The following is a 15,155-nucleotide window of genomic DNA, read 5'->3' as shown; positions in this document are numbered from 1 at the left end:
TGGCCCGTTGGTCAAGTGGTTAAGACACCGCCCTTTCACGGCGGTAACACGGGTTCGAATCCCGTACGGGTCATACTGAAGTGCAGTAGATGTAATTTACATCTACTGCACTTTTTTGATACTTTGGTAAATTAGTTTAACTTATTTCAGCTTTTAATACTTCCTCTAATATCTTATCAAAATAGTTTTTCTATGAGCGCACGAAGTAAGTTATTCCCACTCTCATTACTTCCAAGCTGCCGAGAAGAATAGGCAGCTACAATATAGAAATCAATCAATTCTTCCTCTAACACTTGAAAACAGCTAAATTCCTTTCCACGATTCGTGTTGCAGTAAGATAGCACCTTTTGGTAGTCTTTCATGTAGGATGCGAATAGCCCGTCCTACTATTTCGCTGAGCGATCAGAGATAAAAAACCATCTCAAAGTGATATTCATATCGTAAAAGATCAACCTACAATAGAGCTTGTTTTCAGTGAGTAATAAACGTTAATAGTATGGATTTTGATGTTATTCTGAAGGGCTCATCGGTAGCAGCAAGTGCCTACTATCCACAAGGCAATAATAGAGCGTTGATTATTGAAAACGGTAGAACTGTTACGATTCAAGCTTCGCCTTATAATACTATTATGGATTTCAGTGGGAATAAGTTAGATTTCACTTCCCAAATAATTACAGTACAAAGATGAATTAAAGAGGTTAAACAGAATTTCATCAGACATAATATTTGATTTAAAATAAAAATCACATTATAAAGAATAGCATGCAAGATATAATCTCAGCATGCTATTTTCATATGTCATTTTATTGCTATTAAATTAATGGGAGATAAACGGTGCTTTGTGCACGTACTGTGTATGATCTATATGATCAATGATAAAAGTGGCTATATCTTGATTAGTAATTTTTGTACCAGGCATATCAGTGAGGTTTTCCTTTATATGATTGGATGTTAAGTTATCTTTTACAAACGGCAATCTAATTAATGTCCATTTGATATGTTTACTATTTAATAAAAATTCCCATTCCAATTTTTTATCCTGCATCATTTTGGAAAAGAAAACATCAAACAACTTTGCTCCAAAACGATTCATAATGCTTTTTTTGTCCTCATTAATCGTAAGAGAACCACCCGAAACACCGATATAACGACTAATGTTTAAATCTTTCATCACATTAAAAATATTATGAGTAACTTTGCTATACATAGGTTCCTCTTTAGTTGGTTGACCAAATGTATTGATAACAACTTTACAATCTTTAAGAAGTTCTTGGATGCTATTGATATCTTGTACTTGCCCTTGCACTATCTCAATTTTTTCATCTTTATATAGTAACTTTTCCGGATTTCTAACAAGCATCCGAACATGATAACCTTTCTGTATTGCATGAGCTGCGATATGTCTTCCTACTTTCCCTGTTCCTCCAATTATAGCTATCTTATATGGGCTATCCATTATATACCTCCAAATAAATATAATAGTAGATATACGACAAGCCTCATCAATAAGTTTCGGGTTTTTCTTTTTTTACTAATTTATGGATCATCACCATAACGTGTGGTTGATTTCCTAGGGGTGTCCGATGAGCCGCTTTACTCGCTCCAGGGTCTCATCTGTGACGCTAATCCTCAAGGAGTCACTCAGCCTCCACTCCAATCAACTTATATCAATTTCGCCTTGGCGTAATTGTAGCTGTCGCTTTGCTTTCGCTACAGAAAACATTTAAATGTCATACGTTTTAACAAATGTCATCCACAACTTTTGGTGATGAGCCTAATTTATGTAATATCGGCATGGATGGTATTTTGTTTTGTGGTTCTATAAGCTAAGATGATGATAGAGCAAAAACTGGGGGGATATGGATGGGAAAATTAATATGGGCTAACAACCAACAATATTTGATACAGAAGAACGTAGAACAAGTAGTGCCTTTTCTACGTAATTTTTCACTGGAACAAGTAAATCGTGTTGGTAGATTTCAGCGTACATATGAGAAATTTGAAAGCACACCTTTACGGAGCTTAGATGCTTTTGCTTCGTTAGTTGGAGTACAAAGTATTTTTGTAAAAGATGAATCTTATCGATTTAACTTGAATGCATTCAAAGTATTAGGTGGTGTTTATGCAATTGGGCAGTACGCCGCCAAAAAGTTAGGTAGGAATATAGATGAGCTATCGTTTGAGCAGCTTAAATCATTAGAAGTAAGGGAGCTGCTAGGGGACTTAACGTTTATTTCAACGACAGATGGCAATCATGGTCGTGGAGTGGCTTGGGCTGCTAGAGAGCTTGGTTTGAAAGCTCGCATTTATATGCCTGCTGGTAGTGCAGAAGAGCGCCTGCAAAATATTAAAAATGAGGGTGCATATGCTGAAATAACGACAATGAATTATGATGATACAGTTCGTTATACTTCACAACTAGCAAAAGAAAATGACTGGGTTGTTATTCAGGATACGATGTGGGAAGGCTATGAGGAAATTCCAGTGTGGATTATGCAGGGCTATACAACACTAGTAAAAGAAGCCGCTCTGCAGTTGGAAAAAGCACCTACCCATGTATTTTTACAAGCTGGGGTTGGATCTTTTGCAGGTGCAGTTGTAGCTTTCTTACAACAATATTATGAACAAAAGATTACATTTGTCTTAGTTGAGCCTTTTGTAGCGAATTGCTATTATGAAAGTTTTAAGGCGGGAGCTGAGCAGTTTGTAACGGTTGGTGGAGAGATGCAAACAATTATGGCAGGTCTTGCTTGTGGTGAGCCGAATCCACTTGCTTGGGATCTATTAAAGACTTATACAAAGGTGAGTATTTGCTGTGATGAGGAAGTTGCTGCAACAGGTATGCGCATTCTTGGGAATCCACTAGCAACAGATGCCCGAATTATTGCTGGAGAATCGGGAGCTGCCCCAGTCGGATGTTTTTATGAATTGATGACGAATGAGCAATATACAGAACTGAAGGATACATTACAATTAGATGAAAATTCTCGAGTATTGTTTATTAACACGGAAGGTGACACAGATGTAGAGAACTACAGAAATATTGTGTGGCATGGCAAGTATGCAAAAATTTAATTGAAGAAATAGCAAACTAGTGACAATGAAATGTTCTAGTTTGCTTTTTTCATTCACATGCCCCCTAGTCGCAACGGAAATTAACCCCTCGTTATGGTGAGGAGCCAAATTTTAATTGATTTTTTTGTTGACTTTAACGTTGCGTAAAGATTTACAGTAGCATTAGTGGAGGTGAAAAAGTATGGAATATACAATTCAAGGACTCGCTCAATTGTCTGGGGTTAGCACAAGAACACTGCGTTATTACGATGAAATTGGATTACTGAAGCCGGCAAGAACCAATGAAGCAGGCTATCGATTTTATGGACAATTTGAGGTTGATATGCTCCAGCAAATTTTATTTTATAGAGCATTAGATATGAAGTTAGCAACGATTCAGGAAATTATTCAAGCTCCGGATTTCCAACATAAAGAGGCACTAAAAACGCATCATGCCGCTTTATTGAAGCGCAAGGAGCAGCTTGAAAAAATAGTACAAACAGTGGAAAAAACAATTCAATCTATTGAGGAGGAACAACCAATGACAAATGAAGAGAAATTTAATGGATTTAAAGAGAAACTAATCGAGGAAAATGAAAAGCAATATGGTCAAGAAATTCGTGCGGAATATGGTAACAAAACAGTTGAAGCATCGAATGCTAAGTTAATGAATATGACAGAAGAACAGTATGAGGCAATGCAGCAGCTAGAACAGCAATTATTTAATCGTTTAAAAGAAGCGATGGCAATCGGTAATACAAAAAATGATGTGGCTATGGAGGTAGCGGAGCTTCATAAGCGTTGGCTAAGCTTTTCATGGTCACAATATTCCAAGGAGGCGCATGCAGGTATAGCACAGATGTATATAGCAGACGAACGCTTTACAGCTTATTACGATGAGCGTGTTTCTGAGGGAGCAGCACAATTTTTACATGATGCCATAATGAATTTCGCTTTGGCGTAAATTATACAAAAAAATAAGTGATCCATCTTCATGCTTTCATGTTTTAGAAATATTAATTTAGGAAAAAATGAAGGCATGAGGAGGAGATTTTTTTGAACCCACAAGTAATGGAAAAATTAAAAAAGCAATTAGAGCAGGAGCTACAGGAAATAGAACAACAAATTGAAGAAACAGAGTTGCCTCAAGCGACAGAACTGTCTAATTATGATAATCACCCTGCTGACAATGCGAGTGACTTAACGGATAAGTTAACCGAAATGGTGATTGATGAGCACCGCGGTGACCATGCTGAGGAAATAAAGGCTGCACTACAAGCGATGGAGGACGGTACGTATGGTAAATGCGCTGTATGTGGGGAAGAGATTCCTATTGGTCGCTTAGAAGCTAAGCCAGAAGCATTAACATGTGTTGAGCATGCGGAGAAAAAAGAAGACAATTTAAGACCAGTGGAAGAAGATATTTTGTCTGCTACGCCAAAATCGGATGATTTCATAGAACTTGAGGAATTTGGCTCTTCTGATACACCTCAAGATAAAAGTTGGTAAGCATTTTCACTCACAGGCAGTATAATAGCTGTATGGGGTGAGAATATGGACATAATTGATTTACACTGTGATGCTCTATTGAAATTAACAACTTTAGAAGCAGCAAAATTTGAAGATGATGTACGGTTGCAAGCCAATCGAGGGAGATTACAATTAGGGCAAGTGAAGGCACAAGTATTTGCTATTTTTATTAATCCTAAAATTCCGCAAAGTATGCAATTTTTAGAGGCAGTGCGCCAAATTGAAGCCTTTCATACACATGTATTACAAACTGAGGGCATGGTGCATATTACTGATTGGTCGCAATTAGATACTTTAGCCCCGCATGAAATTGGCGCCATTCTAAGCTTAGAGGGCTGTGGTCCAATCGGTGATGATTTAGCTAAGCTTTCATCAATATTAGATGCAGGAGTGAAGCTTGTTGGACTAACATGGAATGAAGAAAACGCTGTAGCTCATGGTGCTGAACAGGATCCAAGTCTTGGCTTAAAATCATTTGGTGAAGAGGTTGTAAACTTGCTAAATGAGAGAGATATTATTATCGATGTTTCACATTTAAATGAACAGAGCTTCTGGGATGTCTTGCCACTAGCGAAGCATATAATTGCGAGCCATAGTAATGCACGTGCAATTTGTGATCATCCAAGAAATTTAACGGACGCTCAGGCAAAAGCACTTGTCGAGCATGGAGGGCATATTCATGTCGTTTACTACCCGCCTTTTATCCATGACAATGCTACGATGGATGATCTAGTAGCGCATGTGAAGCATCTAGGAAATGTAGTAGGGGTTGAGCACCTTGGATTAGGTTCAGACTTTGACGGAATAGATGCTACTGTAAAAGGATTAGCACACGCAGGAGAGGCACAAAATTTGTTAGAGGCGTTATGTGAACATTTCTCAATCGAAGAAGTTCGTGGTATTGCAAGTAATAATTTTCGACGTTATGTAAAAAATGCAGCAAACTGTTAAGGCTGCTGCATCTTTAAGATGTAACTCAATAAAAGAAATATTGAATTAATAATCCTATTCCTAGGAGGAAGCCGAAGAATGTATTTGTTTGCGCTGTAAATTTCATCGCAGGCATAACTTCTTTGGCTTCTTTTTTATCGCGGAAAATTTGAATCGCACGAAGTGGCTTTGGAACACATAAGAAAATGATTAGAGCCCAAAAGGTAATACCATCAATTGCTACAAGAGCGATTACCCATAAATACGAAACGATGAAAAAACCAGATAGCACAGAAATGGCATTATCTCGACCTACTAAAATAGCAAGTGTTTTTCGACCACCCTCTGTATCGCCAACAATATCACGGATATTATTAGACAGCATGATGGCACCGACTAAAATCATACTTGGCACTGAAAGCAAAACAGCATCAAATGTCACTGTAAGCGTTTGAATATAAAAGGCGATTAAGACAATACCCATTCCCATAACAGCGCCAGATACAAGTTCTCCGAATGGTGAATAGGCTATTGGGTAAGGTCCTCCAGTATATAAAAAACCAATAAGCATACAAACTAGCCCGACAGCAGCAAGCCACCAAGAGGTTGAGGCACATATGTAAATGCCAAGCAGCATAGCGATTGCATAGAAGCTTAAGGCGATCATCATAATTGTTTTTGGTTGAACACCGTGACGCACAATCGTTCCGCCGATACCGACAGAATGTTCATTGTCTAATCCTAGTTTGTAATCGTAATATTCATTGAACATATTTGTTGCTGCTTGTATAAGCATACTTGCAATAAGCATAGCAAAAAATAGTCCAAAATCTATTGTTTGTTTTTCAATTGCTAGAGCAATTGATGTTCCTAAAAATACCGGAACGAATGAAGCGGTTAAAGTATGTGGGCGTGTTAAATGCCACCAAACTTTAAAACCCCTATCAGCTTCAATGACTTTGGTCATAAGGTCTTTCTCTCCTTCAAATGTTGTTGACTCTTCTTATTTTATACGAAGAATGAGAAATTGGGTAGGTTCACAGCTTATTACATACAGTTCATATCAATTATGCCTTGGCATAATTGCGTCCGGAATCGGCTTTGTGCTTGCACAAAGAACTCCTTTCCGATTCCGTGACATCCGCTGGAGCTTTTAACTTCTTTCAGCGGCTGTTTGGACACCCGCTGAAAAGTAGCTTAAATCCGCATTCAACTCACCACCTATTGAGGAGGGAGACTTCTGTACCTGTCGCTACGCTTTCGGTACAAAGGACATTTGCTGAAAGAAGTTAAAAAAAATGATACAATAGAACATGCATTTATGAACTGAAAACAATAATTAAGATAAAAGCAACAGTACGAAGAATAGACTAGCAAATAAAAATGACGGCTATTTTAAGAAAAAAATATGATGTGAAAAAGTACAAATGCTCATGTCATTATGCAAAGTTTTGGTCAATTTGTTCTAAAGAAAAGGTTCATCACCAAAAATTTGGATGACATTTGTTAAAACGTCTACTATGTAAATAAGTTGATTGGAGTGGAGGCTGGGCGACTCCTTGGGGATTAGCGATAGAGGAAGCAAGGCTAAAACCATCACGTCCTGTGATAACGCCTTCGTGACCAACATCGTGTTGGCCCAAGCGGCTCATCGGACGCCCCCAGGAAGCTTTGCGAAAGCGAAGCGACAGCAATTGTTTTGTCTGTGCGAAAGCGTAGCGACAGCAACAATGTTTTATCTGTGCGAAAGCGAAGCGACAGCAACAATGTTTTATCTGTGCGAAAGCGAAGCGGCAGCAACAACAAAGCGCCCAGTCGGAACGGAAATCAACCACACGTTTTGGTGAGGATCCAAAGAAAAGCCAAAGCAGTTGATGTTTATGACTGAAAGTGTAGAGCGAGTACAAAACATACCGTGCGTCATTCATTATGTACATTGCAACAACGGAGGTAATTTTCATGCAACAGAAGTGGTACCAAGCCACAGAGGTAGAAGTGGACTCTTTGGGCCAAAGCCTTCATTTTTATATGGAAACAATTGAAGTAAGTCGCTTATCGGCGCTTGCATTTTATGCAGCGGGCGAGGAGTGTTATAAAGGTGAACGATTTTATTGGCAAAATAGAGAAAAAACAATGACATTAGTAGGGCTAGGACATGCCTATACAATTCAAAATAACGCCAAAAATGATCGCTTCGATGCAGTAGAAGCGGAATGGAAAAGTTTAACGAAAAAATGTGTAAAAGGGCAGAGCGAATTACAGCCAATTTTGTTTGGTGGATTCACATTTGATCCACAAAATAATGTAGATGGTGAGTGGACAGGCTTTCCAGAGGCTTATTTTGCACTAGCAACATATCAGCTTGTCATACGTGATGACAAAGCGTTTGTAAGCATTCATCTTATTACAAAAAATCAGCAGGCAGAGGCTCAATTTGAAGCATTGCGTAAAGAGCGGGATCATTTAATTCATGCTGCTCAGGTAAAAGAAGTGAAAACGTATTCAAAGCCTGAAATAACAAGTTATTTCGAGCCATATAAGGAGCCATATTTAGCTTCGATTGACCAAGTAACAGCATTGATTAAGCAGAAGAAGGCAGATAAAGTCGTTATTGCACGGTCTCTGGCATTGCAGTTTAAAGAACAAGTTTCTTCACCACAGGTACTATCACATATTATTCATGAACAGCCAGAGAGCTATTTATTTGGTTTAGAGCGTCAAGATTTATTGTTCTTTGGTGCGTCCCCTGAACGTCTTGTAAAAGTAGAAAAGGGCCGCGCCTTTTCATCTTGTGTTGCGGGCTCTATTAAACGTGGTAAGACAGCTGAGGAAGACGAAGCATATGGACAAAGCTTATTAAATGATTCGAAAAATGGCGGCGAACATCAATACGTTGTCGATATGATTGCGGAGACTTTCCGTAAAAATTGTGTTGAGATGAAAATACCAGATGGCCCCCGTCTACTAAAGATTAGAGATATACAACATTTATATACACCCGTTGAAGGTCAGTTAAATAGTGAGGCAACCATTTTACAACTGACAAAGTCTTTACATCCAACGCCAGCTTTAGGTGGTGTGCCAAGGAATGAAGCGATGGCAGCTATACGTAAGTATGAGCCAATGAATCGTGGACTTTACGCCGCTCCAATTGGTTGGTTAGATGCTGAAGGCAATGGGGAATTTGCAGTGGCCATTCGATCGGCTGCTTTACTAAAGGATAAAGCCTATTTATACGCTGGTGGCGGTATTGTTGCAGATTCAGAGTCACAATCTGAATATGAGGAAACATTAGTGAAATTCCGTCCGATGCTTCGTGCGCTAGGAGGACAATTACATGAGTGAACGGAAAATTTTAACGGACTATGTTTATAAAATGGTAGCATCATTAGTACAAGTTGGTGTAGAAAACGTTGTTGTTAGTCCAGGCTCACGTTCGACGCCTCTAGCTTATGCATTTGCTTCAACGAAACAGCTCAATATGTATCGTCAGGTTGATGAGCGATCGGCTGCCTTTTTTGCGCTAGGAATTGCAAAGGCCACAGCAAAACCTGTAGTTCTTTTATGTACATCAGGAACAGCTGCAGCAAACTATTTTCCTGCCATTGTTGAGGCAAGCTATGCTCGTGTACCGTTAATTGTGATCACAGCTGATCGTCCACATGAATTGCGAGAGGTGGGTGCACCACAGGCTATTGATCAGCCAAATTTATATGGCACGCATGTCAAATGGAGCGTGGATTTCCCGCTAGCAGATGATGCAGCACCGACACTACCGTTTATCGAGCGCCATATCGCACGGGCGATAGCAATTGCAATGAGCGCACCGTTTGGACCAGTTCATATTAATGTACCGTTCCGAGAACCTTTGTTGATTGATTTTCGAGATGAGCTTCCAGAGGCAACATTTAAGCATAGTAGTATGGCCCAGTTAATGCCTTCTAAAGCTACACAGCAGGAGCTATCAGGGATTTTAAGTGCAACCAAAAGAGGCTTTGTTATTATTGGTGAGCTAGCACTTGGTGCAGATTTAACAATCATGTGGGAGTTTGTTCGCCAATTAAAATGGCCGGTCATTGTCGAGAGTTTATCCAATATGAGGGCATCGGTCCCAGAGGATTGTTTGCCATATATTATCACAACATATGATGCAATTATGAAGAGTGAAGATTTTAAAGCATTAGTTGAACCAGATACGGTACTACGTTTGGGAGCACAGCCTGTTTCAAAATTTATTATGCAATTTATTACAAAATCTCAGCCTGATGCTTATATTGTTGTTGATGAAGATCCGATGTTCCGTGATTCTACAGGCGTGTCTACTCATTTTATTCATGCAAGTATTGGTGAGTGGCTCACGCAATTAGAAATCTCTGAAACAGCATTAGAGGCAGAGTATTTAGCGGAGTGGCAAGATGCCAATGATATTGCATTAGAGTATATTGAACACTATTCTAAGGGTGCAATCGATGAGGGAGCAATGGTAAGTCGATTACTGAAAATAATCCCTAATGGCAGTGATATTTTTGTTAGTAGCAGTATGCCCGTGCGTGATATTGATACGTTTTTAATGGCGTCACCGAAGGATATTCGTATTGTTGCGAATCGTGGAACGAATGGTATTGATGGCGTCGTATCAACAGCAATGGGTTTTAGTCAAGGGAATAACCGTGAAACTTACTTGCTTATTGGCGATTTAGCCTTTTTACATGATATCAACGGTCTTATTGCGTCAAGATACCAGGAATGCAACCTGACAATAATTGTCATGAATAATGATGGCGGCGGTATTTTCTCTTATTTACCACAATCGACAGTTGAGGCACATTATGAAGATTTATTTGGCACGCCAACTGCCCTTAAATTCCATGATATTGCCAATATGTACGATATGGACTATATCCGCGTAGACGATATTTCAGAGCTATCGGAAAAGTTTGCTTCAATAAAAAAACGACCATTACGCTTATTCGAAATTTTCACAGATCGAGAGGAAAATGTTTATGCGCATCGGGCACTTTGGAATCTCATTAATGCAGGGTTAAAAGCATGGCAAAGCTAATGGTTCGAGAGCTTGAAACGTACGTGGAAATCTGGAATGAAGAAGCGGAGCAAACGCTCGTTGCCTTACATGGTTTTACAGGGAGTACAGCTACGTGGCGATATTTAGCGAAAGCTCTGCCGAATGTACGAGTTATTGCCATTGATTTAATTGGACATGGTCAAACAGCTGTACCTCAGCAAATTAGTCGCTTCTCTATGCAAGAACAAATCCAAGATTTAGAGGAAGTTTTTTTCCAACTACAGCTAAAGAAATTTGCGCTGCTAGGCTATTCAATGGGAGGAAGAGTTGCATTATCGTATGCAATTTCCTACCCTGAACGTATTGAAAAGCTAATTTTAGAAAGTGCTTCTCCAGGTTTACAGACTTCCAAGGAGCGTTCTGAACGTTGTGAGAGGGATAACGCACTAGCTGAAAAAATAATTAGTAACGGTTTGTTATCATTTGTTAATGCATGGGAGAACATTCCTTTGTTTGAGTCCCAAAAGCGTTTACCACAAAATGTACAAGAGGCTATTCGGTCAGAACGACTTTCTCAGAAGGAGGAAGGCTTGGCAGGTAGCTTACGAGGCATTGGTACAGGCAGTCAGCCATCAAATTGGATGTCGTTGGAGAAGCTTGAATTTCCTGTTCTTTTAATTACAGGCTCACTCGATGAAAAATTTTGTAAAATTGCACTAGAAATGAAAGCGTTATTAAAAAATGCCAAGCATACGACAGTAAATGACGCAGGACATGCAATTCATGTGGAAAATCCCGCTGATTTTGCTACAATAGTAGAGGAGTATTTAACGTAATCATATTTTTACGTTACCGCCTCGATTATGAACGAGACGAATATAATTATTAGGAGGCAATTCAATGACACGTCAATGGACTAGTTTACATACTTATGAAGACATTAAGTATGAGTTTTATAACGGTATCGCAAAAATTACGATTAACCGTCCAGAAGTGCGCAACGCATTCCGACCAAAAACGGTAATGGAAATGATCGATGCTTTTTCACGTGCACGTGATGATAAAAATATTGGAGCTATCATTTTAACTGGTGAAGGTGAGCATGCCTTCTGTTCAGGTGGAGACCAAAAAGTACGCGGTCATGGCGGCTACGTTGGTGAAGATGAGATCCCACGTCTAAACGTTCTTGATTTACAACGTTTAATCCGTGTTATTCCAAAACCTGTAGTAGCGATGGTTGCAGGTTATGCAATCGGTGGAGGACACGTCTTACACGTTGTCTGTGACTTAACAATTGCGGCTGATAACGCTCGCTTTGGACAAACTGGACCAAAAGTTGGTTCATTCGATGCTGGTTATGGCTCAGGCTATCTTGCACGTATTATCGGTCATAAAAAGGCGCGTGAAATTTGGTTCCTTTGCCGTCAATATGATGCACAACAAGCACTTGATATGGGATTAGTTAACACAGTTGTTCCTTATGAGCAATTAGAAGATGAAACTGTACAATGGTGTGAAGAAATGCTACAAATGTCACCAACTGCTCTACGCTTCTTAAAAGCAGCAATGAATGCAGATACAGACGGTTTAGCAGGTCTTCAACAAATGGCTGGCGACGCTACTCTTCTTTACTACACAACAGATGAAGCTAAAGAAGGTCGTGACGCATTTAAAGAAAAACGTCAACCAGATTTCGGTCAGTTCCCAAGATTCCCTTGATTATCTGAAACGTTGAACGGCTCGTATCTTTATGAGATACGAGCTTTTTGTATGTCTGGAGGGACGAGACGGATAACTTTTTTAGAGCGATGGATAGTTTTGTCAGAGCGGCGGAAAGGCAAATCCGGGCGGCGGAAAGAAGCGCTAGGGCGACGGATAGATAGGCCGAAGCGGAAAGAATTGCCGAAACGACGGATAGACTGATCAAAGCGACGGAAAGAAACGCTAGGACGACGGAAAGAATTGTAAGAGCGACGGATAGACAGGCCGCGACGGATAGAATTGCCGAGGCGACGGATAGACTGATCAAAGCGACGGAAAGAATTGCCGAAACGACGGATAGACTGATCAAAGCGACGGAATGAAACGCTAGGGCGACGGAAAGAATTGTAAGAGCGACGGATAGACGAATGTTACGATGAAGCGGTAAGATTAAGGTTGATCGGAGGGATAACAGATGTATCCAAATTGGATTTTACAGCGAGCGTATTTAACACCGTTACGAAACGGTTTAACATATAATGGACAAACTTGGACATTTCAAAAATTAAATGATTTATCTTTAAAGCGAGCACGTCAACTAACAGCACTAGGAATTAAGCAAGGAGACCGTATTGCAATAATGGGGCCGAGTAAGCCTACCCTTGTCATCACGATGTACGCATGTATGCATTTACAATGTGAAATGGTCATGCTAAATCGTAGGCTATCACAGGCTGAAATAGCCTATCAGCTAGAGGATTCAGAGGCAGCGGCAGTATTAATTGCAGATGAGGATGTAGAAAAATTACCATTACATACGACTTGTCATTTATTTTCTGCTATAGAAAAAAGTACAGAATCGGCTATTGATATTACGAAAGAATGGTCTTTAAATCAAACAACATCGATTATGTATACATCTGGTACGACTGGCTTTCCAAAGGGTGTTCGTCAAACAGTTGGCAATCATCAGGCAAGTGCAACAGCCTCAGTTCTTAATATAGGTTTGCAGGCTGATGATGCTTGGCTATGTGCAGTGCCTTTATTTCATATTAGCGGCTTTTCTATTTTAGTGCGCTCGCTATTGTATGGCAATAAAGTGCATTTATATGATCAGTTTGATGTAGAAGCCATTTCACAAAATATTATCGATGGCGATGTCACACATATGTCTGTGGTTGCAGTGACATTAGAAAGAATTCTACATACACTTGAACAAAAAAATGCACAAGCCTCATCGAAATTTAAAATGATGCTAGCAGGTGGTGGACCTGTGCCAGTGGATTATTTAAAGCGAGCTCATGCATTAAATTTAGCTGTAGCTCAAACGTATGGGATGACTGAAACTTCGTCACAAACGGCAACATTAGCAAATGAAGATGCGATGCAGAAAATTGGTTCAGCGGGAAAACCATTATTTTTTAATCAAATTCGCATTGCTGAGCCGAATGCCAATGGTGAAGGAGAAATTTGCATACGTGGTCCACATGTAACACCAGGGTATATTGGCCGTTTTGCCGAAAAAGAAGTGACGATTGATGGCTGGCTCCATACTGGTGATATTGGCTATATGGATGAAGAGGGTTATTTGTTTGTTATTGATCGTCGGGCTGATTTAATTATTTCAGGTGGCGAAAATATTTATCCTGCTGAAATTGAAAATGTGTTACTTACTCATCCTGCAGTCAAGGAAGCGGGAGTATGTGGCATCGATGATGATGAGTGGGGCCAGGTACCAATCGCCTTTGTTGTATTAAAAGAACAAGTACAAGTAGAGCAAATACAGGCATTTTGTCAAAAGAAGCTCGCTAAATATAAAATACCAAAAGAAATTATTGTTACGGACGAGCTTCCTCGAAACGGTGCCAATAAGCTACTTCGTAGAAAATTAATAAACTAATAACAAAATGATAAAGCAAACCTTTATGAATGTTTAGGCGCTTAAATGAGAGTGATTTCCGTTCCAGGCTACTCACTTTGTTGCTGCCGCTTCACTTTGCTCTGCGACAGGAGCACTCGAGTAGCCTTCCACTCCAATCAACAATAGTGTAGAACTTTTATAAAATTTATGCGTTTCAAAAGTGAACGATATAGCTACTTTCCATCATCGAACAGAAGTGACTTATAGCAGTTGGGTGATTGTACATCTGCTATTACTGCTTCGGTTTCGAACAAAAAACTTGATACTGAAGTTTCGCTTTTATCACTATATTAGAGTGATATGCTAAGTGAATTAGTTGATCTTCGTTCCGACTGGGCGACCCCTCGGGGATCAGCGTCGAGGACACTGAAAAAGTCGATTTGCCACAAAAATGTGATGCAAATCGACTTTTTTGAGTTTCTAAATCCAACAAAAGATAGATTTATAATATAAAAAATGAATTTCTTTAGTTTTTCAGTGCCTTTGATCAGAGTCACAGATGAGACCCTGCAGCGCAGCGGATGTTTTCTGTGCGAAAGCGAAGCGTCAGCGACAATGTTTTAAAGCGTAGCGTCAGCGACAATGTTTTATCTGTGCGAAAGCAAAGCGACAGCAACAAAGCGCCCAGTCGGAACGGAAATCAACCCCTCGTTTTGCAGAAGAACCATACTTTATTTAATTTCATTTTTTCAACACTATGCAGAGGCTGGGACAGAACTCGTTTATTTAGAAAAATAGCGAAAAGAGATAATAACTTTTCTGCTTCATCAAAGTGAATTTCCCCATTTAAATCAAAAAAATGTTAGATCGATTATATCTTGGTCTAACATTTTTCTTTTTGTTCCACCTCTTTATTCGTTTTAACTTCTTTCAGCGGATGTCACGGAATCGGAAAGGAGTGCTTTGTGCAAGCACAAAGCCGATTCTGGACGCAGTTATGCCGAGGCATAATCGATAAGTCATTTTTAGTAAACTTTTAGGATTAAATTAATCATT

Annotated in this window: 13 protein-coding genes and 1 tRNA gene; 12 read left to right on the top strand and 2 right to left on the bottom strand. The window is 39.6% G+C overall.

The annotated features are described in order from the left end of the window. Position 1 precedes the first annotated feature (1 nt). A tRNA-Glu gene (locus AN161_RS02925) sits at positions 2 to 73 on the top strand. 744 nt (positions 74 to 817) lie between these two features. On the opposite strand, the gene AN161_RS02915 is transcribed toward AN161_RS02925, so the two are convergent. Continuing rightward, the gene (locus tag AN161_RS02915) at positions 818 to 1,456 is read right to left on the bottom strand and encodes an NAD(P)H-binding protein (protein WP_053592888.1); all 639 of its coding nucleotides are present in this window, start codon (positions 1,454 to 1,456) and stop codon (positions 818 to 820) included. 407 nt (positions 1,457 to 1,863) lie between these two features. Between AN161_RS02915 and AN161_RS02910 the strand changes: the two genes are divergently transcribed. The 4 genes from AN161_RS02910 (at position 1,864) to AN161_RS02895 (ending at position 5,535) form a co-directional block, all read left to right on the top strand. Further along, a complete protein-coding gene (locus tag AN161_RS02910) occupies positions 1,864 to 3,075 on the top strand; it encodes a diaminopropionate ammonia-lyase (protein ID WP_053592887.1) in 1,212 nt (403 codons plus the stop codon). Positions 3,076 to 3,256: 181 nt separating this feature from the next. Beyond that, on the top strand, positions 3,257 to 4,018 hold the full coding sequence (locus AN161_RS02905; protein WP_053592886.1) for a MerR family transcriptional regulator: 762 nt from the start codon (positions 3,257 to 3,259) through the stop codon (positions 4,016 to 4,018). A 92-nt stretch (positions 4,019 to 4,110) separates the two neighbouring features. Continuing rightward, positions 4,111 to 4,563 (top strand): TraR/DksA C4-type zinc finger protein, encoded by a 453-nt coding sequence (locus AN161_RS02900; protein WP_053592885.1) that lies wholly within the window; start codon positions 4,111 to 4,113, stop codon positions 4,561 to 4,563. 45 nt (positions 4,564 to 4,608) lie between these two features. Next, a complete protein-coding gene (locus AN161_RS02895; protein WP_053592884.1) occupies positions 4,609 to 5,535 on the top strand; it encodes a dipeptidase in 927 nt (308 codons plus the stop codon). A gap of 25 nt (positions 5,536 to 5,560) precedes the next feature. Here AN161_RS02895 and AN161_RS02890 read toward each other — a convergent pair whose 3' ends face one another. Next, on the bottom strand, positions 5,561 to 6,481 hold the full coding sequence (locus AN161_RS02890) for a 1,4-dihydroxy-2-naphthoate polyprenyltransferase (RefSeq protein WP_053592883.1): 921 nt from the start codon (positions 6,479 to 6,481) through the stop codon (positions 5,561 to 5,563). Between the two features lie 592 nt (positions 6,482 to 7,073). On the opposite strand from AN161_RS02890, the gene AN161_RS02885 reads away from it, so the two are divergent. The 7 genes from AN161_RS02885 to AN161_RS29370 all read left to right on the top strand — a co-directional run bounded on the left by AN161_RS02885 (position 7,074) and on the right by AN161_RS29370 (position 14,897). Continuing rightward, positions 7,074 to 7,361: a hypothetical protein gene (locus AN161_RS02885; RefSeq protein ID WP_053592882.1), complete on the top strand. Its 288-nt coding sequence runs from the start codon at positions 7,074 to 7,076 to the stop codon at positions 7,359 to 7,361. A gap of 112 nt (positions 7,362 to 7,473) precedes the next feature. Continuing rightward, positions 7,474 to 8,859 carry an isochorismate synthase gene (locus AN161_RS02880; RefSeq protein WP_053592881.1) on the top strand — a complete coding sequence of 462 codons (1,386 nt, stop codon included), beginning with the start codon at positions 7,474 to 7,476 and terminating at the stop codon, positions 8,857 to 8,859. Next, the gene (gene menD / locus AN161_RS02875) at positions 8,852 to 10,576 is read left to right on the top strand and encodes a 2-succinyl-5-enolpyruvyl-6-hydroxy-3-cyclohexene-1-carboxylic-acid synthase (protein ID WP_053592880.1); all 1,725 of its coding nucleotides are present in this window, start codon (positions 8,852 to 8,854) and stop codon (positions 10,574 to 10,576) included. The genes AN161_RS02880 and menD overlap by 8 nt, the downstream gene beginning before the upstream one ends. Then, complete coding sequence (gene menH, locus AN161_RS02870) at positions 10,564 to 11,373, top strand: 2-succinyl-6-hydroxy-2,4-cyclohexadiene-1-carboxylate synthase (protein WP_053592879.1); 810 nt, start codon at positions 10,564 to 10,566, stop codon at positions 11,371 to 11,373. Before menD ends, menH begins: the two co-directional genes overlap by 13 nt. Positions 11,374 to 11,437: 64 nt before the next feature. Beyond that, complete coding sequence (gene menB / locus AN161_RS02865; protein WP_053592878.1) at positions 11,438 to 12,256, top strand: 1,4-dihydroxy-2-naphthoyl-CoA synthase; 819 nt, start codon at positions 11,438 to 11,440, stop codon at positions 12,254 to 12,256. Positions 12,257 to 12,713: 457 nt separating this feature from the next. Continuing rightward, entirely contained in the window at positions 12,714 to 14,138 is a 1,425-nt protein-coding gene (locus tag AN161_RS02860; RefSeq protein WP_053592877.1) for an o-succinylbenzoate--CoA ligase, read from the top strand. A gap of 603 nt (positions 14,139 to 14,741) precedes the next feature. Continuing rightward, a complete protein-coding gene (locus tag AN161_RS29370) occupies positions 14,742 to 14,897 on the top strand; it encodes a hypothetical protein (RefSeq protein ID WP_158002957.1) in 156 nt (51 codons plus the stop codon). Positions 14,898 to 15,155: the final 258 nt, after the last annotated feature.

It is taken from the genome of Lysinibacillus sp. FJAT-14222, from assembly GCF_001278875.1.
Taxonomy (GTDB): domain Bacteria; phylum Bacillota; class Bacilli; order Bacillales_A; family Planococcaceae; genus Lysinibacillus; species Lysinibacillus agricola.
Note: the sequence above shows the minus strand (reverse complement) of the source record. Positions and strands in the feature narration are given on the sequence as shown.

Bases quoted from the DNA above. Each gene is read 5' to 3' on its own strand.
- AN161_RS02915 (WP_053592888.1), bottom strand. From the start codon at position 1,456: ATGGATAGCCCATATAAGATAGCTATAATTGGAGGAACAGGGAAAGTA.
- AN161_RS02910 (WP_053592887.1), top strand. From the start codon at position 1,864: ATGGGAAAATTAATATGGGCTAACAACCAACAATATTTGATACAGAAG.
- AN161_RS02905 (WP_053592886.1), top strand. From the start codon at position 3,257: ATGGAATATACAATTCAAGGACTCGCTCAATTGTCTGGGGTTAGCACA.
- AN161_RS02895 (WP_053592884.1), top strand. From the start codon at position 4,609: ATGGACATAATTGATTTACACTGTGATGCTCTATTGAAATTAACAACT.
- AN161_RS02890 (WP_053592883.1), bottom strand. From the start codon at position 6,481: ATGACCAAAGTCATTGAAGCTGATAGGGGTTTTAAAGTTTGGTGGCAT.
- AN161_RS02880 (WP_053592881.1), top strand. From the start codon at position 7,474: ATGCAACAGAAGTGGTACCAAGCCACAGAGGTAGAAGTGGACTCTTTG.
- menD (WP_053592880.1), top strand. From the start codon at position 8,852: ATGAGTGAACGGAAAATTTTAACGGACTATGTTTATAAAATGGTAGCA.
- menH (WP_053592879.1), top strand. From the start codon at position 10,564: ATGGCAAAGCTAATGGTTCGAGAGCTTGAAACGTACGTGGAAATCTGG.
- menB (WP_053592878.1), top strand. From the start codon at position 11,438: ATGACACGTCAATGGACTAGTTTACATACTTATGAAGACATTAAGTAT.
- AN161_RS02860 (WP_053592877.1), top strand. From the start codon at position 12,714: ATGTATCCAAATTGGATTTTACAGCGAGCGTATTTAACACCGTTACGA.
- AN161_RS29370 (WP_158002957.1), top strand. From the start codon at position 14,742: ATGTTTTATCTGTGCGAAAGCAAAGCGACAGCAACAAAGCGCCCAGTC.